Here is a 19,696-nt window from a genome sequence, read left to right as displayed (position 1 = left end):
GGAGTTCACGATGAGTACAGGGTTGATATCCCTCGCGGCTGGCGTGCTGATTGGCCTGATGTATGCCGTGTTAAAGGTTCGCTCCCCCGCGCCGCCCGCGCTGGCGCTGATTGGCCTGCTGGGGATGCTGGCAGGTGAACAGGCAATGCGTCATCTTTTATCCCGCGATAATCCCGCTGGCGTGCAGGTGACGGTTCCCCACGTTCAGCCCCCGAGCGGAGCGTCATCATGAAGGCCTGGATTATTTCGCTGGTGTGCGGTGTCGCGGCTGGGGTAATTTACGCTCTGCTCGACGTGCATTCCCCGGCGCCGCCGGTGGTCGCGCTGCTTGGCCTGTTCGGTATGCTGGTGGGTGAACAGCTGATCCCCATCGGACGTCGCCTGGTGAGCCGCGAACCGCTGACCCTGGCCTGGTTTCGTCATGAATGCGTACCGAAGATCAGCGGTACCACGCCCCCAGCGCGCGCGAAGGAAAGCCGCGACGCGTAACGATTTGTTTGAGGAAAGACAGCATGACGCTGCCGTGGCGCATTGCCATCATTGATGACGAACGCTCTGTTCGCAGCGGACTCAGTAATCTGCTGCAATCGGAAGGGTATGCTACCGATACCTTCGATTCGGCAGAGGTGTTTTTGAGCCACCCTCTCGCCCTGTCCGGCGCGTCGCTGGTGATCACCGACATCAAGCTGCGCGGCATGAACGGCATCGAGCTGTTTGAGAAGCTACGGTTGCTGGTTACGCCGCCGCCGCCAATACTGTTTATCTCCGGTCATGCTGATGAAAATATGCAGCGGTATGCACTCAGTCTGGGGGCCGCTGCATTTTTGCGTAAGCCGATTAACATCGATATTCTGCTGGATCATATTCAGCGGGAGCTGACCCGCCGACAATAAGGATCGCGGATGAACGAACATACGTCGCCTGCATTTTGGCCCGCCCGGGGAAGTCTCCATGAAGGGCGGGCTTTTGTTCTGAAAGAGGATGTCATTTTTACCGTGCTGGCGCAGGAGGGCGGCATCTCCTGGATGAACGGGCGGCATCCCCAGTCCGGCGGTTCGTTTATTATTGCCACCGCGGTCAGCGATGAAGAAGAGGAACGGGCCACCCGGCTGCTGAAAAACGAGTTTGCCCTGCGCGATCGGCTTCATGACGGCTGGGCTATCCGGCCCGTCGCCTCGACCCAGTATCGAGGACGTTTTGCGCTGGTCTACGCGCCGTTCTGCTTTGAACTGCTGGCGTGCCGGGCAGGTAAGGCGATTTCCGGGATCTCACGCTTTATTGAGATGGCGATCCGCATCTGCGGTCCCCTGCGGCAGATGCATCTGCACAACCTGATCCACGGCGATATCAAACCCGGGTCGATCTTCGTTCATCACGACGCCACCTGCCGTCTGTGCAGCTTTGGCCTCTCCTGCGACACTTCCGACGCGTTCTCCCGGACCCGGCTTGCCGCGTCTGGCGGCACGCCCGCCTACATGTCACCGGAACATACCACGCGTACCCAACGTGCCGTTGACAGCCGGAGCGATCTCTACAGTCTGGGTATCGTGCTTTATGAAATTCTGACCGGGCGATTGCCGTTTGAACTGAGTGCCGATGACCAGACTAACTGGGCGCATTACCACATTGCCTCTGAGCCGCTTGCGCCGGGGCGTGTGCGTCCGGATGTACCCGGCATGCTGTCGACCATTATCCTTAAGCTGCTGGAGAAGAATCCGGAGAGTCGCTATCAGACCGTCGACGGGCTGATTGCCGACCTCAGGCGTTGCCAGGCGACGCTGACCGCCGAAGGCGAGATCGTCGACTTTATTCCTGGCCAGCAGGATCGCTCTCCGGCGATCCAGCTGGCCGATTCGCTTTTCTCTGCGCATCCGCAGGCCAGTGACGTCATTGCCGCGTTTGAGCAGGTCAGCCAGAGCGGTACGCCGGCGCTGGTGAAGATTGGCGGTCCGTCGGGGATCGGCAAATCTTCCGTGATTGCCACCACGCTGAAATCGCTGCAACAGCGCAAGGTGCTGCTGGCGGTAGGCAAGGTCGATCAATATTCACCCACGCTGCCCTACGGCGTACTGAGTTCGGCGTTTCGGACGCTTGCTCTGCACCTGCTCGGGCTGCCGGGTGGGGAGGTGGCGACGTGGAAAATTCGCCTGTCGCGTGCACTGGATGGCTACGAGGAACTGGCCGTCAGCCTGGTGCCGGAGTTGAATTTGCTCCTGGAGAATAAACCGCGTTTCTCGGCGGATACGTTTTCCATCGACGCGCGGGCGCGCTTCAGCCATATGGTGCTGGCGCTGGTGAAAACCTTCGCCACGCAGGGCGTGCCGCTGGTGCTGGTGCTGGATGATGTGCAGTGGATTGATGCTGCCAGCCTGCAAACGCTCGATCACCTGCTGCGTACCTGTGGCGCTATCCCGCTGCTGGTGGTGGTGGCGCACCGCGATCTCAGTTCGCTTTCCGATCCCACCTTGCAGGCCGCGCTGGCGAGCCTGCCGGGGGCGGCGCAACATGCCTCAACGATCGTCCCGCAGCCGCTGTCGGTGAAGGCCGTGGCGCGCTGGCTCGGGGGAATTTTTCATGCCCGCAGCGCCGGCACCACCGATCTTGCCACGTTGATCCATGAAAAAACCGGCGGCAACCCGCTGTTCGTGCAGGAGTTCTTCCGCCGTGTCGTCGATGACGGACTGGTGGTGCATAACAAATACCAGGGCAAATGGCATTACGATCTCCAGGCGATCCGCGCCCGGCACTACACTGAAAACGTGGTGACGCTGGTGCTGGAGCAGCTTAAGGAGATGCCTGACGAGACGCGTCGTCTGCTGGGCAGCATCGCCTGCCTCGGCTGCACCGGCGAGCTGGAGATGCTGTGCCGCGTGGTGGGGCAGTCGGCGGCGGAAATCCGCTACGCGCTTCATCCGGCGGTTACCGCTCAGCTGATTGTGCTGACGGAGAAAGAGTATGCCTTTACCCACGATCGGGTGCAGGAAGCCGCCTTTGCCCTGCTTGATGAGGGCGAGAAAGGCCATCTGCACCTGACCACCGCCAGCCTGCTGGCGGATGCCGTGCGGCAGACGGCGGGCAACGAACTGTTGTTCCGCGCGGTTCACCACGTCAGCGCCGCGCTGGGCTGCATCCAGCCTGCGCCACAGCGGCAGCGATTCCGTGAGCTAAGCCTTCAGGCCGCGCGGCGTGCGAAGCGTACCGGTGATTACCTCTCCGCCTTAAGCTATATCCAGACCGCCAGAGCATTGGGTAACGCGGGCCCGGTCTCGGACTTTATGCTGGATATCGAGGAGGCGGGCTGTGAGTTTGCGCTCGGCCACCTGGAGCGCACGCGCGCGCTGTGCGATGCGATCCTCGGTTCACCGGGCGGGCTGACGGAAAAAGCGCTGGCCGCCAACCTGCTGGCGGAAGTGTATATGCGCCAGTCGGAGATCCGCCTGGCGCTGGAGGCGTCACTATGCTGGCTGGGCGTGTTCGGGATCCAGATCAGCCGCCACCCGGAAAATGCTGAATGTGACGAGGCCTGGCAGCAGTTCTGTCAACGCACCGCCGACGCGCCGCAGAACCCGTTTTCTCAGCTTCAACTGATGGAAAGCGCAGAGACCGAAGCGGTGATGAACCTGCTTTACAGCGCCAGTATATTCGCCAGCTTTACCTGCCCCCGTCTGCATTTTTTACTCCTGTGCCGGATGATGCACCTGACGCTCGATCATGGCATAACCGGCGCTTCCACCACGGCGATGGCCTGGTTTGGCGTGCTGATTGGCCACCGCTACGCCGAATACCGTCTCGGGTTTGAGTATGGCACGCTGGCTCGCGAGCTGGTGAACCGCCACGGCTATGACGCCTATGAAGCCAAAACCCTGCTGCCGCTCGACCAGCTCAGCGTCTGGACCCAGCCGCTGTCGTACACGATTGAGTGTGCGAAAGCCTGCTTTACCTCGGCGGTGACCCACGGCGACATGACGATGGCCTGCTTCGCGGCCTGTCATCAGATCATTAACTTCCTCTCCCGGGGCGATCATCTGGATGGCGTGCTGACCAGCATCGATCGCGGTCTGGCCTTTGTGCGCAAAACGGATTTTCAGGACATTGAAACCGTTCTGCACATTCAGCGCCGCTACGTGGAGTTTTTACGCACGCCGGTGACGGGCACATGGAGCGCTGTCCAGGCGCTGCCTGATGATTTGCTGCCCGCGCCGCCGGAGCAGGCGCCCGAGCAGACCTCGACCATGCTGTTCTGGTACTGGCTCTATCGCGGGATGGCGCACTTTACCTGCGGCGAATACGCCGACGCGCAGGCGGATTTAGAGATGGCGGGCTGGTATGCGTGGTCCGCGCCGGGTCATATTCACCTGCTCGATTACCATTTTTACAGCGCGCTGGCCCTCTCCCGTCAGCTCACACCGGAGACCTTTTCGGCGGATTATCGCCGCAGTATTCATCACCATTACGACAAAATTGCCCTCTGGGCGCGGGTCAATCCGGGTACGTTTGCCGATAAAGAGGCGCTGATTTATGCTGAAATTGTCCGTCTGGACGGCATGAACAGCATCGCGCTGGAGCAGTATGAAAAAGCGGTGCGGCTCTCGCGGGAGGGCGGGTTTAACCCAATCAATGCCCTGGCGCACGAGCTGGCAGGGCATTTCTCGCTGGCCTGCGGCTACCCGACCGCCTCCGACGCCCATTTCCGCGGCGCGATTGCCGCCTGGGGGCGCGTTGGGGCGCAGGCCAAGGTGCGCCAGCTGGAGCAGGATTTCCCGCATCTGCTGGCCTCCGGGCAGAGCCGCGTGTATGACACGGCGGCGTTCGCCCAGAACGAGGTGATTCGCGATTTACAAAGCGTCATCAAAGCCTCTCGCGCCTTGTCCGAAGAAATCAATCTTGAACGTTTAATCGAAAACCTGATGACGCTGCTGCTTGAACGGGCCGGGGCGCAGCGTGGTCTGCTGCTGCGCGTCAGCGATAATCACATCCCGGAGATTGAAGCCAGCGCCTGGACCAGTACCGACGGGGTGCGGGTGCGCATCCTGAAAGCGTTACCGATGGCAACGGACATGCCGCTGTCGGTGCTGGCCGCGGTGATCCGCACCGGTCAGGAGATCCGCACCGGCAAACCGGAGGCGTTTCACCCGTTCAGCCAGGATCCTTATCTGGTGACGTCCGGCGCCGCCGTGATGTGCGTGCCCATGTTCAAACAGGCGCGGCTGGTGGGGGTACTGTATCTGGAAAACCGCCTGATGCCGGAAGTGTTTACCGCCGAACATTCGCGCGTGGTCAGCCTGCTGGGCGCGCAGGCAGCGGTTTCGCTGGAGACAGCGCGGCTCTACGCCGAGTTGCTGGCGGAAAACATCCAGCGCCGACGGGTGGAGAAAGAGCTGCGCGCCAGCCAGACCTCGCTGATGCTGGGCGAGCAGATCAGCCACACCGGCAGCTGGCGCTGGGAGCTGGTGCAGGATCTGATGTTTATGTCCGAAGAGTACGCCCGTATTCTTGGCCTGCCGGAGCAGCAAAAGATGATCTCCATGGCGGAGTTTTTGACCTTCGTACATGAGGACGACTATGGCCGGATCAGTACCCTCGTTAATCAGAGCGTGCGTGACGGGCTGTCGATGCGCGCGGAGTTTCGCATTATTCGCACCGACGGTACCGTTCGCTACATTCTTGGGATTGGCGATCCGGTGGGCGTAGGCAGCGAGGTGAATGAGTATTACGGCATCATTACCGACATCACCAGCCAGCGGGCGGCGGAAGATGCGATGCGGGTGGCGCAGGCGGATCTGGCGCGGGTCTCCCGGGCCACTACCGTCGGACAACTGACCTCCTCGATCGCCCACGAGATCAACCAGCCGCTGATGTCGATTGTCTCGAATGCCGGGGCAAGCCTGCGCTGGCTCAACCGCGATCCGGCGCGGCTGGACAAAGTGCGTGAGGGGCTGGAGGAGATTGCCGCCGAGGGCGAGCGGGCAGGGGAGATCATTCGCAGCATTCAGTCCCTGACGCGCAAACAGGACCCCACCTTCTTGCGCATCGACATGCACTACCTTATCCACCATATCCTCACGCTCTCCCGCAGCGAGCTGGAGCAGCGACACATTAGCGTTGATTATCTGTTGAACGCCAGCAACAGCTTTATCACCGGGGACAGTGTGCAGATCCAGCAGGTGCTGCTGAATCTGGTGATGAATGCGGTAGAGGCAATGGCCGAGGTGAGAGATCGCCCGTGCAGTATTACGATCTCCACCGCGAACTGTACCGAGGGGAAAGTGAACGTCGAGATCGCCGATACCGGCAGCGGCATTGAGCCGGCGCTCACCGAGCGGATCTTTGACTCGTTCTACTCGACCAAAGCGCAGGGAATGGGGATGGGGCTGACCATCAGCGCCAGCATTATTGAACGGCACCGGGGGAAGCTGAGCGCGCGTCGCAGAGAGCCGTACGGCACGGTGTTTACCTTATCGTTGCCGCTTGCCGGACAGGATGAGTAACGGTTACTCCGCTGGCTGATGTTTGGTCAGACGTTCGACCGCCCTGACCAGCTCGGCCACGGAGCGGACCTGCATTTTCTCCATCACCCGGCGGCGGTGCACTTTCACCGTAATTTCACTGACGCCCAGCTCGGCGGCGATCTGCTTGTTGAGCTTGCCGCTGATGGCAAGCTCTAGCACCTCACGCTCGCGCGGCGTGAGGGACATGTGGCGCTGTTTCAGGGCAAAGTGCTCTTTGACGCGGGCAGCGTTGTGCTGTGCCAGCCTGAGCGCGGATTCGATGGAGCCGATTAGCGCGCTGGACTCAACGGGTTTAGTGAGAAACTCGTAGGCCCCGCCTTTGATCGCCCGGACGGACATAGGGATGGTGCCGTGACCGGTGAGAAAGATGATCGGTATTTCCCGCCCGCTGGCTTTCAGCGCATCTGCGACATCAAACCCGGTTATTGTCGGCATTTGCATATCAAGGATCACGCAGGAGGGCAGATCCTCAAAGGGATAACTGAGAAAGGCTTCTGCTGAGGAAAAGCCAAGGGCGTGTATATCCGCTGATTCGAGCAGCCTGACAACGGACTGCCTGACTGTGTCATCGTCATCAACCACATAAACAATGTGTTCCATTCACCGCCCCGGTGTTGATTTAAAGGTCGAGGATGTAAACAATCACTACGGCTACGTAAGAGACTGTTTATGCTGACTTTCATCTTAACACATTAAATATCATTATCATTTAACAATATGATAACGGTATGAAGTATAGCGAGCTGGGGCGGTGGACGTGAAGGAACGAAACGCTGTTTTTATGCACCGACAAGCTCAATGCGGTTGCCGTCCGGGTCCGCGATCACCGCTTCATAGAAACCGTCCCCGGTCATGCGCGGGGCGCTGAGCAGGGAGCCGCTTGCCTGGGCCTGCGCTGCCATACTGTCCACCTGCGCCTTGCTGCCGACGTTGATGGCGATGTGCGCCCAGCCGAGAAACTCCGGGTGCGAAGGGGCTGCGGGCAGGCCCGGCAGCGTCATCAGCTCGATGGTCGGCCCGTCATCCAGGGTAATAAAGTGGGATTCGAATCCCGGACGATTTTTACTGACGTAGCGGTCATTACTGCGGCCGCCAAACACCGTTTCCCAGAACTGAACCTGTGCGTCCAGGCTGCGGGTCCAGAGTGCGACATGCGCAATATTCATAAGATACCTCGTTATTTGTCTGTGAGGACTTTCAACGGTAAAACAGGCTACACTCTGGTTTTGAGCGCGACAAGCTGAGGAAACAACAATGCACTACACACTGAAAGAAAGCGACAAGGAAAAAGCGGAAGGAACAAACGGCGCGGGCGCTCTACAGCAAAAACTGCTGGAATCCCGTTCGATTGTCATCTCCGGAGAGATTAACCAGGAGCTGGCCCAGAAGGTCATCACTCAGATGATCCTGCTGCAAAGCGTTAGCAACGATCCGATCAAGCTGTACATCAACAGTCAGGGCGGCCACGTGGAAGCGGGCGATACCATCCACGACTTCATTAAGTTTATCCGTCCGGAAGTGCACGTGATCGGCACCGGCTGGGTGGCGAGCGCCGGGATAACCATCTTCCTGGCGGCGAAAAAAGAGCACCGCTACTCGCTGCCGAATACCCGCTTTATGATCCACCAGCCGCTGGGCGGCGTGCGCGGTCAGGCAACGGATATCGAGATCGAAGCGCGTGAGATCATCCGCATGCTGGAACGCGTGAACAAGCTGATTGCTGACGCCACCGGCCAGCCGCTGGAGAAAGTGAAGAAAGACACCGACCGTAACTTCTGGATGTCACCGGCGGAAGCGCTGGACTACGGCATCGTGGGTAAACTGATCGCCCATTATGACGAGCTGAACCTGGATTAAGGTTTAGCCCGCGTGTGCGTCGGGTGGAGGCTTCGCCTTACCCGACCTACACGCGCTCGATTGACCCATGACAAGTTCCCCCTTAGCCGTCTCTTCTATAATCGCGCCTGTTTCCCCTCTCACTGGTGCTAACCATGGCGTATCAACTGAACCTGAACTGGCCGGAATTTCTTGAAAAATACTGGCAAAAACAACCGGTTGTGCTGAAAAATGCCTTCCCGAATTTTGTCGACCCCATTACCCCTGATGAACTGGCAGGTCTGGCGATGGAGCCGGAAGTCGATAGCCGCCTGGTAAGCCATGCTAACGGCAAGTGGCAGGCGAGCAATGGCCCGTTTGAGCATTTCGATAATCTCGGTGAAACGGGCTGGTCGCTGCTGGCGCAGGCGGTGAACCACTGGCATATGCCCGCCGCAGAGCTGGTGCGTCCGTTCCGCGTGTTGCCGGACTGGCGTCTTGATGATCTGATGATCTCCTTCTCCGTGCCGGGCGGCGGCGTAGGGCCGCATATCGATCAGTATGATGTGTTTATTATCCAGGGAATGGGGAGCCGCCGCTGGCGCGTGGGTGACAAACTGCCGATGCGTCAGTTCTGTCCGCATCCGGCTCTGCTGCATGTTGATCCTTTTGAGCCGATCATCGACGAAGATCTGGCACCGGGTGATATCCTTTATATTCCGCCTGGATTCCCGCATGACGGCTTCACCCATGAAACGGCGCTCAATTACTCTGTCGGTTTCCGCGGGCCGAACGGTCGCGATCTGATCAGCAGCTTTGCTGACTACGCGCTGGAAAACGATCTGGGCGGCGAACACTACAGCGATCCGGATCTGGCCTGCCGCGAACACCCTGGTCGCGTGGAGCAGTACGAGCTCGAACGTATCCGCCAGATGATGATCGATATGATTAACAAACCGGATGATTTCACGAAATGGTTTGGCAGCTTCGTTTCCACGCCGCGTCACGAACTGGATATTGCCGCCGCCGAGCCGCCGTATTCCGCAGAAGAGGTGCTCGACGCGCTGCAAGGGGGCGAAACGCTTTCCCGCCTGAGCGGGTTGCGCGTGTTGAACATTAACGGCAGCTTCTTTATCAACAGCGAACAGCTTGAAACGGTGGATGCGAACGCGGCGGATGCGCTGTGCCGCTATACCGAGCTCGGTCAGGCTGAGCTGGGCGAGGCGCTGAATAATCCGGCGTTTGTGGAAGAACTGACCGGATTAATTAACCAGGGATACTGGTACTTCGACGAGTAACAGAAGGCGGCGTTTAGCCTGGCTAAACGCCGCTACGTTCAAACCAGCATATTACAGGCCTTCCAGTAGTTAAGAAGCCGCTCATCATCGCGCTCTTTCTCCGCTTTGATTTTCATCGCCTGGGCGAGATTTTCTCGCGATAGTTCATGGCCTTTTTGCACGATGTCTAAAACCGCTTCACCAAGAGCCAGCGAAATTTCTGCCCGATTGTTGCGAATCGTCATAAATACCTCCTCGTTGGTTGCGATAATTTAATTATGAACGGGAATTAATCAGCCGGTAATAATTCATCTCATTCTTATTTTTTTAATTCGGCGCTAAATAGACATAATATTCGATTCTGTCAATGATGTTTCAAAATGCTAATACGCCTTTTAAGCCTGAATTTATGCGCTACAGTTAATTTCGTGCAACAGGCAAATAACCGAAACAGGAGAATGATTATGGTAGATAAAAGCGCAATTAAGGATCACACTCAGGTTGTCGCCAGCTGCGGAACGCACGTCGGGGTTGTTGACCATCTTGATGGCGAGCGTATCAAGCTTGCGAAGAGCGATCCGGAATCGGGCGGGAAACACCATTTTATTCCTCTCGGCTGGGTCGATAAGGTCGAAGATAATAAAGTAGTCCTGACCAAAAACCATAAAGAGGTTTTTGCTGAGTGGCAGGAAGCATAAATATATTTCCCGCAAGGAAATATACGCCTTCGCTCCGGCTTTGTCCGGAGCGTAATAGTGTGTGCGCGCGATGATTGCTGCCCTTGCGAAGGGATGGTACTGTTTTGCCTGTCCTTTTAACGATGCAGGCTCCAACCTATGCTCCAGAATGAAAATACATCAGCGAAACGCATATTTTTTGTTGAAGATTTTCAGGTATTCGGCGAGCGCTACGGCATCGACTACCGTTTCCCCCAGTTAAACGATGCGCAGGTTAGCGGCAGCCCCGTGTTGCAGGGGAATGTTGAAGAGATGACGCTCTCGTCCGGCATTTCACTGACCCATTCCGACGTGCATGTTTTACAGCCCTATGAAACAACTTCTCGCCACAGCAGCCCGCTTTATATGCTGGTGGTGCTGGAAGGGTGCGTTACGCTCGTGCTCGATGGCATCGATTATCACGTTCGTTCCGGCATGGCGTTCAGCTCACGTCTGAGTGAAGATCGGGTGATGAGCGCGCGTCACGATGCCGACAGCTCGCTGAAAACGCTCTCGTTTGGCGTATACCCGCACGTTGCCGGAAGGGAAGCCCTGCTTGAGTCGTTGCTGCTGGAATGGCAAAACCTGAATACACTCGCGTTTGTCTGGCACGTTCCCGAGTTTGTTATGTCAGGTATTCTGCACGCGCAGCGACAGGGGGTAAGCGTGCTCTCGCGTAAGCTATTGCTGGAGGGGCTGATGTACCAGCTGCTCGGCCATGGCCTCAACCAGCGCCAGCAGCCTTGCCCGAGCCGCCCTGATCATGCGCGCCTGGAACGCGTGCGGAGCATGCTGGAACAGTCTCCTGAGCGGGATCATACTCTCGCGCAGCTGGCAGCCCTTGCTGCAATGAGCCCCAGCAGCCTGCGCAGCAAGTTTCGCCAGCGCTACGGCTGCACGCTCTTCGATTATCTCCGCGACTGTCGACTTGCGCTGGCGCGTCGCTATCTGCTGGAAGGCCACAGCGTACAGCAGGCGGCCTGGATGTGCGGGTATCAGCATGCCACCAACTTCGCCACCGCGTTTCGTCGTCATTACGGCGTTTCGCCGGGTGACGTGCGAAAACTCCGCTAACGTAATTTCGTCCATTGCGCGAACGTATCCCGTGCGGTTTAGCATCGCGCATACATAACCTGGCGGCGCGCATAGCTGTTTGCACTCTCAAAAAGGTAATAATTCTTATTAACAATAAGAAGTATCTCTGGAGAGGGTTATGTTTGCTAAATCGCGTCTGGCATTACTGGTAGGATGGGTTACCGGTAGCGTCGCTTTTCCTTTACTGGCGCAGGATGCCCAAAAAATTGACACCGTGGTGGTGACGTCGCAGATGCAGTCTGCGGCTACCAAGATTGAAACGCCGGATATTGAAACCCCGCAGTCGGTCTCTATCGTCACCCGCGAGCAGTTCGAAGAGCAGGGCGCAACCAGCGTGCGTCAGGCCGTGAGCTACACGCCGGGGGTCTACAGCAACCAGATTGGTGCATCTAATCGCTTTGACTACATAGTACTGCGCGGGTTCTCGGACGGCAGCCTGGACAACGTTTACCTCGACGGCCTGAAGATGATGGGCGACACCAACTCCCACAGCTCGCTGGTGGTTGATCCGTGGTTCCTGGACAGTATCGAAGTCGTGCGCGGACCGGCCTCCGTGCTCTATGGCCGTTCATCACCGGGCGGGATTGTGGCGCTCACCTCCCGTAAGCCGTCGTTCGATCCTGGTGGGGAGATCAAGCTCTTCGCCGGGAATAATAGCCAGCGTGGAGCGATGTTCGACGTCACCGGCCCGGTTGATGATAACGACCGTCTGGCGGTGCGTCTTAGTGGAATGACCCGCTATGCCGATTCCCAGTTCGATCCGCTGAAGGAAGAGCGTTACGCGCTGATGCCGAGCCTGACCTGGCGTATCACCGATAATACCCGTCTGGATCTGATGGCCTACCTGCACCGCGATCCGGAAGGCGGTAGCCACTCCGGCCTGCCGTATGACGGCACCGTTGTACCGCACGGCGGTAAGAAAATCTCCAATACCTTTTTTGAAGGTGAAGACGATTACGACAAGTACGATCGTCGGGAAAATATGGTCGGCTATAACATTGAGCACCTGTTTGACAGCGGCTGGTCCGTACGCCAGAAGCTGCGTTACCTGCACACCAAAGTCGAGCTGAACCAGGTGTATGCCGCAGGGTGGCTGAATGACACCGAGCTGAACCGCGGCTATTCCGGCTCCGACGAGAAGATGAACGCCATCACCCTGGATAACCAGGTCGACGGCAGCTTCGATACCGGGGCGGTGAATCACCGCGTGCTGATTGGCATGGACTATCAGGACCGCACCAACAACGTTACCGGCTACTACGGCGGCTTCCCGCCGATTGACGCTTTCCATCCTGTTTACGGCGCAAAGCCGGACGACATCACCCAGTACAGCAGGGAAAAACATAAGCTTCGCCAGACCGGCTACTACCTACAGGATCAGATGTCCATTGACCGCTGGCGCCTCACGCTGGGCGGGCGTTACGACCAGGTGAGCGTGTCGAACGTCGACAACTTCAACCATACCCGCAGCGATCTGGATAAAAACAACTTCAGCAGCCGCGCGGCGTTGCTGTATCTGTTTGATAATGGCGTCGCGCCGTACGTCAGCTACTCCACCGCCTTTACGCCGACCAGCTTTGCCGACGAGCAGGGCAACATTTTGGACCCGATGAAGGGCAAGCAGTGGGAAGCGGGCGTGAAGTATGAGCCGGAGGGGATGAACAGCCAGTTCAGCGCCTCGGTGTTCCGCATCAACCAGAAGAACATTGCCACCAAGGAGGAGCCGACCGATCCGTACCGTTCCATCGGTGAAATCGAATCCGAAGGCGTTGAGCTGGAGGCGATTGGTCAACTGACCGACAGCCTGCGGATGCAGGCGGCGTACACCTACACGGATATTCGCTACAAGAAGAGCAGCCCGGAAGAGGAGGGCAAGCGCGCCGTTTATGCGCCGCGTAACATGGCCAGCGCCTGGGTAAGCTACGACGTCAAAACCGGCCCGCTGGACGGCCTGACCATCGGCTCCGGCGTGCGCTATGTCAACGGGATCGCCAGCGATCGCCAAAACACCCATACGCTTCCGTCGTACACGCTGGTGGATATGACCGTGGGGTATGACCTGTCGAAAGTCGGGCTCACGGGCGTGAGCGCGCAGCTGAACGTCAATAACCTGACGGACAAAAGCTACGTCGCGGCGTGTAACTCGCTCTCTTACTGCTACTTCGGTGCAGAGCGCAGCATTGTGGGCAGCGTTTCATGGAAGTTCTGAGCCATTAGCCCATGCCCGGTGGCGCTACGTAAGCCGGGTAAGGCGCAGCCGCCACCCGGCGATGTTCAGCTCAACAGCTCAAACGTCTGCCGTTTCGGTCTTTCCAGTAAATCCACAGCCTCCTGATACGTCCGCACGTTGTTGTAGCCCATCACCAGCCCGTAGCGTTTGCCCGAGCCGTGATACCACGCCGAGAGGGCATTTACCTGGAGCTGGTGTTCCTGCCAGCAGCGGGCAATCTCCCGGTCCGCGCTTCCCTTTGTGAGGAACGCGACAATATGCATCCCGCCGTCGTTTTGTTCGGTGAAGAACAGGTCTCCATAGACCTCACGCAGGGCGGCAATCATCCAGTCGCGGCGGGTCTGATAGAGGGCGCGCATCTTCTTGAGGTGGCGAAAAAAATGCCCTTCGTTGAGAAACGCGGTGAGGATCTTTTGCGTCAGCACCGGCTGGCCGCTGGTGGTGATGTCTGCGCAGTCGGTAAACGCCCCGACGGTGCTGGCGGGCATGACCACGTAGCCCATGCGCAGCGACGGCATGATGGTTTTGCTGAAGGTGCCCATAAAGATCACCCGTTCGTGCTGGTCGAGGCTTTTCAGCGACGGCAATACCTTGCGGGTGTAGTGAAATTCCCCGTCGTAATCGTCTTCAATAATCCACGCGTCGTTCTGGGCGGCCCAGTCGAGCAGCTGCTGTTTACGCGGCAGGGAGAGCGTGACCGCCAGCGGGCTCTGGTGCGACGGCGTGACGATGGCAAAGCGGGCATCGCGGTGGTAACGGAGCAGGTATTCCGTATCCATACCAGAACGATCGACCGGCACCGTGTGCAGGCGCGGCACGATCCGCTTCAGGAGCTGCTGGCCCATAAAATAGCCCGGATCTTCAAACACCACTTTGTCGCTGCGGCTGGCGAGGGTGTCGAGGATCAGGCGCAGGCTACCGCTATAGCCGCTGGTGATGAGCACCTGCCCGGCGGTGCAGGACAAGCCGCGCGAGATATTAAGGTAGCTGGCGATGGCCTGGCGCAGCGGGTACCAGCCCAGGACGGGCGGGTTAAGCATTTCTTCCTGACGCATGGCACGCGTCGCCTGGCCCGCCAGCAGCAGCCATTTTTTATACGGAAAGCTGTCGAGGGCAGGGATGCCGGGTCGCAGATACCCCGCCCGCTCGCGCTGGCTGATAAGCGATGCCGGAAGCGTACCGGTAGATTGTTCCGCCGGGGCAGGACTGGCCGGCAACAGTAAATCCGGGTTGACCCGCGTGCCGCGCGCGCCCTGGCTGACCAGATACCCTTCACCCGTCAGAATGGCATACGCCGTTTCGACCGTTTTACGCGCCACCTTCAGCTCTTCGGCCAGCACGCGGATAGCGGGCACTTTGTCGCCCGGCTTCAGCACGCCGCGCGTAATATTGTCGCGATAGCGGGAATAGATCTCGTGATAGCCCGGCTTCATGTCCTACCTCATTTCACGATTTTTGTGTCTTTTTACTATGTCATGAACGGCGTAGATTTGCCTCATCGCATCACCGATGCCGCACAAAAAAGAGGAAAGACAATGAGCACTCGCGTCAACCATCATAAAGTTACACCTGCCCTCGCTAACGCGCTGTCTGCCCTGAGCATGGAGGTAGCGAAAACCTCTATCGACCCGGCGCTGAAGCACCTGATCGACATTCGCGTGTCGCAGCTGAACGGCTGTACCTTCTGCCTGGATATGCATTCGAAAGAGGCCAAAATTGCCGGCGAACGCGAGCTGCGCCTGTACCATCTGGCGGCCTGGCGTGAATCCCCGCTGTTCAGCGCCCGCGAAAAAGCCGCGCTGGCCTTTACCGAAGCGCTGACGCAGATTGGCGTGCATGGCGTGAGCGATGCCCTGTACCGCAGCGTGGCGGAGCACTTCTCGGACGTCGAAATTTCAGAGCTGAACTTCGCCATCGTGGCGATTAACGCCTGGAACCGTCTGGGTATCACCTCCCGCATGGCGCCGGGCTCGCTGGATGCGGCTTACGGGTTGAATAAAGCTAACCTGGAATAATGCCGCGCTCGCGGATCATCGCCACCAGCGCCCGTAATCCAGGCGGGACGTGGCGATGGCCCGGGTAATACAGGCGCAGCCCGGCAAACGGCTGCGTCCAGTCGTTTAGCACGCTCACCAGTTCCCCACTCTCAAGCTCTTCCCGTATATACAGTTCCGGCAAAAATCCCACACCTAATCCCGCTTTTACGGCGCGGATCGAGGCGAAAAGATCGGACGTCGCAAAGCGCGGCGGCACGGCAAGCGCGTACGTCTCCCCCCGACGGGCCAGCTCCCAGCGGTAGATCCCGCCGTGGGCCATGCGCATGCCGATCCCCTGATGTTGCAGCAGATCGTCCGGCGTTTGCGGGATGCCGTGACGTGCAAAGTAAACTGGCGTGGCGGTGACGAGCTGGCGGATCTCCCCGGTCAGCGGCACGGCGATCATGTCCTGCGGGACGGACTCTTCGAGGCGGATCCCCGCGTCATAGCCTTCGGCGACGATGTCGATCATGCGTGCTTCACTGACGATCTCCACGCGCATTTTCGGGTAGCGGATCATAAAGTCGATCAGCAGCTGGTCGAGAAAAAGCGAGCCGATATGATTCGGCACGTTCAGACGCAGCGTTCCGGCAGGTTCCCCGGTGTCGCTGTGGATCTCCTCACCCGCGAGGCGGATTTCCTGCAAGGCCGGACCCACGCGCGCCACGTAGCGCTGCCCGGCGTCCGTAAGCGCTACGCTGCGGGTGGTGCGGTTAAAGAGGCGAGTCTCAAGGCGGCTCTCCAGCCCGGCGATGGCATTACTCACCGCCGTCGCGGACATCCCGAGCTCCTGCGCTGCGCCGCGAAAACTGCCGCGCCGCACCACGGCCATCACCACTTCCAGCTCTGTCAGACCTGAACGATGCATAGATTATCCTGAAAATCGAAACAACCCTTGCAGCATAGCGTGGATTATCGCAATGGAGAAGCCGTGCCAGACTGTGCTCACACAGCCTGAGGAGGTTTATATGCACCAGATCGAACAGATTTTTATTAACGGCGAGTTTGTTACCCCGCACGGCACCGAACGTTTTGATTTGTATAACCCGGCGACGGCGCAGGTTATAGGCCAGGTTCGTCTGGCGGATGAGGTTGACGCCGGGCGTGCCATTGCGGCGGCGAAGGCGGCGTTTCCGGCGTGGTCGCAAACGTCGAAACAAGAGCGCATCGCCGCGCTGAAACGCATGCACGCGGCCGTGGCGGCTCGCCATGATGCACTGCTGAACGCTGTCATCGAGGAGTACGGCGCGCCTGCCTCGCGTTCGGCGTGGATGGCACGCTATCCGGCAGAGGTGATTGCTCAGGCCATAGAGGCGCTGGAGGCGTTTGAGTTCGAGACCACCGCAGGAGCTGCGACGGTACAGATGACGCCGCTCGGTGTGGCCGGGCTCATTACGCCGTGGAACAGCGACGCGGGTTTTATCTGCGGCAAGCTGGCGGTCGCGCTGGCGGCAGGCTGTACGGCAGTGATTAAGCCGAGCGAAATGAGTGCCCTGCAAACCCGGATTGTCACCGAAGCGCTGCGCGATGCCGCTCTGCCGCCGGGCGTGTTTAACATTGTCACCGGACGCGGTGACATCGTCGGGGACACCATCAGCCGCCATCCGGACGTGGCGAAAATCTCGTTTACCGGCTCGACGAATACTGGCAAGGCCATTCTGCGTAACGCGGCGGAAAGCTTTAAGCGCGTGACGCTGGAGCTGGGCGGTAAATCGCCGACGATCCTGCTGGATGATGTGGATGCAGCGCAGGCGGTCCCGCTTGTGATTCAGGCCGGGTTTATGAACAGCGGGCAGGCGTGCGTGGCCGGAACACGCATTCTGGTGCCGCAGTCGCGTAAAGCGGAAATCGAAACCGCGCTGGCGCAGGCCGTGGCGGCGGTGAAATCCGGTGACCCGCGCGACAGTGCCACGGACGTCGGCCCGATGGTCAGCGAGAAGCAGTGGCTACGGGTGCAGGGTTATATTCGTCAAGGGCTTGACGCGGGCGCTCGGCTGCTGGCAGGAGGCGAAGGGCGGCCAGCGGGCACGCAGGACGGCTGGTTTGTGCGCCCGACGCTGTTTGCTGACGTAAATAATGACATGACGATTGCCCGCGACGAGATTTTTGGCCCGGTGCTGTGCGTGATCCCCTATCGTGACGAGGCGGAGGCTGTCGCCATTGCCAATGACACCGAGTACGGGCTGAGCGCGATGGTGCTAGGCGGGGATGTGGACCGCGCGCGCCGCGTGGCACAGCAGATTGTCTCCGGTCGCGTGCTGGTGAATACCCTGGCCCATGAACCGAAAGCGCCGTTTGGCGGGTTTAAGCACTCCGGCGTGGGGCGCGAGATGGGCGAGTGGGGGATTCGGGCGTTTATGGAGCCGAGGTCGATTCTGGGTTAAAACCTGCCCGGTGGCGCGGCGCTTACCGGGCCTACTGGTGCCCGCAGGCCGGATAAGCGCCGCGCCATACGGCACAATACTTCGCTCCTTACCGAAGCATTCGGCTTTTCCATCCTGCATTCTCTCCTCACTATCACAACGGAGAGACACTTATGATCGCAGTCCTTTTCGAAGCCAAAGCGGAGCCTCATCATCAGGCCCGCTACCTGCAACTCGTAGCCGAACTCAAACCTTTGCTGGCCGACATTGATGGCTTTATTGATATCGAACGCTTTCAGAGTCTGACCACCGACGGCAAAATTCTTTCCCTTTCCTGGTGGCGGGATGAAGAGGCCATCCGCAGCTGGAAGCAAAACGTCTTTCACCGCGCGGCGCAGGCCGAAGGGCGGGGATCCATTTTTGCGTACTATCGCATTCGCGTGGCACAGGTCATGCGGGAATACAGTTCCGAAAACGGAGGGCATGCGAATGTATGACGTTCACGTGATTTTCAGCGACAGGCCCGGCGAGCTGGCGCGCTTTGGGCAAATGTTAGGCCGTCACGGCGTGGGGCTGGAGGGGGGCGGCGTATTTGGTACCGATGCCCATTTCCTGGTGGAGGACGGGGAAAAAGCCTGCCGCGTGCTGATGGAGGCCGGATTTACCGTTCAGGCTGCGCGCAAGCCGGTTATCAGAAAACTCAGGCAGGAGCGGCCAGGCGAGTTAGGTGACATCGCGGCGGTGCTGGCGGCACGCGGTGTGTCTATTCTTACCCAGTACAGCGACCATGCGAATCACCTTATTCTGCTGACGGATGATGATAAGCTGGCCGCAGAGATCACCGAACCTTGGGCGCCCCATGTTAAAAACGAACCAGCCTCCTGAGAACAGCGCGGCACTGGAACAGGCCATTGCGGCGGTGGCGGCGGCAATGGCCGATCCCTCGCGCGTGAAGATGCTCTGCGCGCTGATGGACGGGCGAGCGTGGACCGCTACCGAACTGAGCACTGCGGCAGATGTTGCGCCGTCGACCGCCAGCGGGCATCTCGCCCGGCTGGTGGAGGGAAAGTTGATTACGTGTTTATCGCAAGGGCGGCACCGCTATTATCACCTTGCCGGGCATGACGTCGCGGCGCTGGTCGAGCAGATGATGGGGCTCTCCTGGCACCGCATTACGCCGCCGGAAACGTCTGCGCCAAAAGCCCTGCGTGAAGCCCGCACCTGCTATAACCATCTTGCCGGAACGGTGGCGGTTCAGATCTATGATTTTATGCAGGCGGAAGGCTGGCTGGAGGCTGACGGTTCCGCGCTCACCCTGTATGGCCGTGAGCAGTTCCTGAAACTCGGTATTCCATTACGTGCTCATCCCCGTCGCAAGGCCTGCTGCGCCTGCCTCGACTGGAGCGAGCGACGGTTTCATCTTGGGGGAGACGCTGGCACGGCGCTGCTCACTTATCTGGAGAGTAAAGGCTGGATCCAGCGGGTGATGGGGTACAGGGAGGTGGTGGTGACGGCGTCGGGGAAAAGTGCCATTACCCGATATTTTAGCTTTAGCCGTTAAATTCCGCTGCGGGCTGATGCCCTCACCCCGGCCCTCTCCCACGGGGAGAGGGAGAACCTCGTTTTCGCAATTCCTGCGCTTTAACTTCTCGTTT

At 59.0% G+C, this 19,696-nt stretch carries 18 protein-coding genes and 1 pseudogene; 14 read left to right on the top strand and 5 right to left on the bottom strand.

Annotation, left to right across the window (positions count from 1 at the left end; translation table 11 throughout):
• Window positions 1-10: 10 nt before the first annotated feature.
• From G6Q29_RS08615 to G6Q29_RS08600, 4 genes are read left to right on the top strand one after another with little or no spacing between them, the layout of a single operon-like run.
• A complete protein-coding gene (locus G6Q29_RS08615) occupies window positions 11-232 on the top strand; it encodes a DUF1427 family protein (protein ID WP_165465271.1) in 222 nt (73 codons plus the stop codon).
• Window positions 229-489 carry a XapX domain-containing protein gene (locus G6Q29_RS08610; protein WP_165465270.1) on the top strand — a complete coding sequence of 87 codons (261 nt, stop codon included), beginning with the start codon at window positions 229-231 and terminating at the stop codon, window positions 487-489. Before G6Q29_RS08615 ends, G6Q29_RS08610 begins: the two co-directional genes overlap by 4 nt.
• A gap of 23 nt (window positions 490-512) precedes the next feature.
• A complete protein-coding gene (locus tag G6Q29_RS08605; protein ID WP_165465269.1) occupies window positions 513-893 on the top strand; it encodes a response regulator transcription factor in 381 nt (126 codons plus the stop codon).
• Window positions 894-902: 9 nt separating this feature from the next.
• Entirely contained in the window at window positions 903-6,488 is a 5,586-nt protein-coding gene (locus tag G6Q29_RS08600; protein WP_165465268.1) for a trifunctional serine/threonine-protein kinase/ATP-binding protein/sensor histidine kinase, read from the top strand.
• 3 nt (window positions 6,489-6,491) lie between these two features.
• Here the strand turns inward: G6Q29_RS08600 and G6Q29_RS08595 are convergent, their stop codons facing one another.
• Window positions 6,492-7,109 (bottom strand): response regulator transcription factor, encoded by a 618-nt coding sequence (locus tag G6Q29_RS08595; RefSeq protein WP_165465267.1) that lies wholly within the window; start codon window positions 7,107-7,109, stop codon window positions 6,492-6,494.
• A 179-nt stretch (window positions 7,110-7,288) separates the two neighbouring features.
• Window positions 7,289-7,675, bottom strand: coding sequence for a VOC family protein (locus G6Q29_RS08590; RefSeq protein ID WP_165465266.1), 387 nt, complete (start codon window positions 7,673-7,675; stop codon window positions 7,289-7,291).
• Between the two features lie 85 nt (window positions 7,676-7,760).
• On the opposite strand from G6Q29_RS08590, the pseudogene G6Q29_RS08585 reads away from it, so the two are divergent.
• A pseudogene (locus G6Q29_RS08585) lies at window positions 7,761-8,366 on the top strand (ATP-dependent Clp protease proteolytic subunit); the annotation flags it as partial.
• A gap of 134 nt (window positions 8,367-8,500) precedes the next feature.
• A complete protein-coding gene (locus G6Q29_RS08580) occupies window positions 8,501-9,622 on the top strand; it encodes a JmjC domain-containing protein (protein ID WP_165465264.1) in 1,122 nt (373 codons plus the stop codon).
• A 38-nt stretch (window positions 9,623-9,660) separates the two neighbouring features.
• Here G6Q29_RS08580 and G6Q29_RS08575 read toward each other — a convergent pair whose 3' ends face one another.
• The gene (locus G6Q29_RS08575; protein ID WP_048957611.1) at window positions 9,661-9,846 is read right to left on the bottom strand and encodes a hypothetical protein; all 186 of its coding nucleotides are present in this window, start codon (window positions 9,844-9,846) and stop codon (window positions 9,661-9,663) included.
• Between the two features lie 219 nt (window positions 9,847-10,065).
• On the opposite strand from G6Q29_RS08575, the gene G6Q29_RS08570 reads away from it, so the two are divergent.
• The 3 genes from G6Q29_RS08570 (at window position 10,066) to foxA (ending at window position 13,621) form a co-directional block, all read left to right on the top strand.
• The gene (locus G6Q29_RS08570; protein ID WP_003863067.1) at window positions 10,066-10,299 is read left to right on the top strand and encodes a DUF2171 domain-containing protein; all 234 of its coding nucleotides are present in this window, start codon (window positions 10,066-10,068) and stop codon (window positions 10,297-10,299) included.
• A 138-nt stretch (window positions 10,300-10,437) separates the two neighbouring features.
• Window positions 10,438-11,391 (top strand): helix-turn-helix transcriptional regulator, encoded by a 954-nt coding sequence (locus tag G6Q29_RS08565; protein WP_165465263.1) that lies wholly within the window; start codon window positions 10,438-10,440, stop codon window positions 11,389-11,391.
• 139 nt (window positions 11,392-11,530) lie between these two features.
• On the top strand, window positions 11,531-13,621 hold the full coding sequence (foxA, locus tag G6Q29_RS08560; protein WP_165465262.1) for a ferrioxamine B receptor FoxA: 2,091 nt from the start codon (window positions 11,531-11,533) through the stop codon (window positions 13,619-13,621).
• Window positions 13,622-13,686: 65 nt separating this feature from the next.
• Here the strand turns inward: foxA and G6Q29_RS08555 are convergent, their stop codons facing one another.
• A complete protein-coding gene (locus G6Q29_RS08555; protein WP_165465261.1) occupies window positions 13,687-15,075 on the bottom strand; it encodes a PLP-dependent aminotransferase family protein in 1,389 nt (462 codons plus the stop codon).
• A gap of 102 nt (window positions 15,076-15,177) precedes the next feature.
• Between G6Q29_RS08555 and G6Q29_RS08550 the strand changes: the two genes are divergently transcribed.
• Entirely contained in the window at window positions 15,178-15,657 is a 480-nt protein-coding gene (locus tag G6Q29_RS08550; protein ID WP_014882392.1) for a carboxymuconolactone decarboxylase family protein, read from the top strand.
• On the opposite strand, the gene G6Q29_RS08545 is transcribed toward G6Q29_RS08550, so the two are convergent.
• Window positions 15,644-16,546, bottom strand: coding sequence for a LysR family transcriptional regulator (locus G6Q29_RS08545; RefSeq protein ID WP_165465260.1), 903 nt, complete (start codon window positions 16,544-16,546; stop codon window positions 15,644-15,646). The two genes, G6Q29_RS08550 and G6Q29_RS08545, sit on opposite strands and share 14 nt — an antisense overlap.
• Before the next feature lie 100 nt (window positions 16,547-16,646).
• Between G6Q29_RS08545 and G6Q29_RS08540 the strand changes: the two genes are divergently transcribed.
• The 4 genes from G6Q29_RS08540 to G6Q29_RS08525 all read left to right on the top strand — a co-directional run bounded on the left by G6Q29_RS08540 (window position 16,647) and on the right by G6Q29_RS08525 (window position 19,602).
• Window positions 16,647-18,062, top strand: coding sequence for an aldehyde dehydrogenase family protein (locus G6Q29_RS08540; protein WP_165465259.1), 1,416 nt, complete (start codon window positions 16,647-16,649; stop codon window positions 18,060-18,062).
• A gap of 152 nt (window positions 18,063-18,214) precedes the next feature.
• Window positions 18,215-18,538, top strand: a complete 324-nt coding sequence (locus tag G6Q29_RS08535; RefSeq protein ID WP_165465258.1) for an antibiotic biosynthesis monooxygenase family protein — start codon at window positions 18,215-18,217, stop codon at window positions 18,536-18,538.
• Window positions 18,531-18,926 (top strand): amino acid-binding protein, encoded by a 396-nt coding sequence (locus tag G6Q29_RS08530; protein ID WP_165465417.1) that lies wholly within the window; start codon window positions 18,531-18,533, stop codon window positions 18,924-18,926. The genes G6Q29_RS08535 and G6Q29_RS08530 overlap by 8 nt, the downstream gene beginning before the upstream one ends.
• Complete coding sequence (locus tag G6Q29_RS08525; protein WP_165465257.1) at window positions 18,901-19,602, top strand: ArsR/SmtB family transcription factor; 702 nt, start codon at window positions 18,901-18,903, stop codon at window positions 19,600-19,602. The genes G6Q29_RS08530 and G6Q29_RS08525 overlap by 26 nt, the downstream gene beginning before the upstream one ends.
• Window positions 19,603-19,696: the final 94 nt, after the last annotated feature.

It is taken from the genome of Enterobacter cloacae, from assembly GCF_011078175.1.
Taxonomy (GTDB): domain Bacteria; phylum Pseudomonadota; class Gammaproteobacteria; order Enterobacterales; family Enterobacteriaceae; genus Enterobacter; species Enterobacter cloacae_Q.
This window is presented reverse-complemented; position numbering and strand designations above follow the sequence as displayed.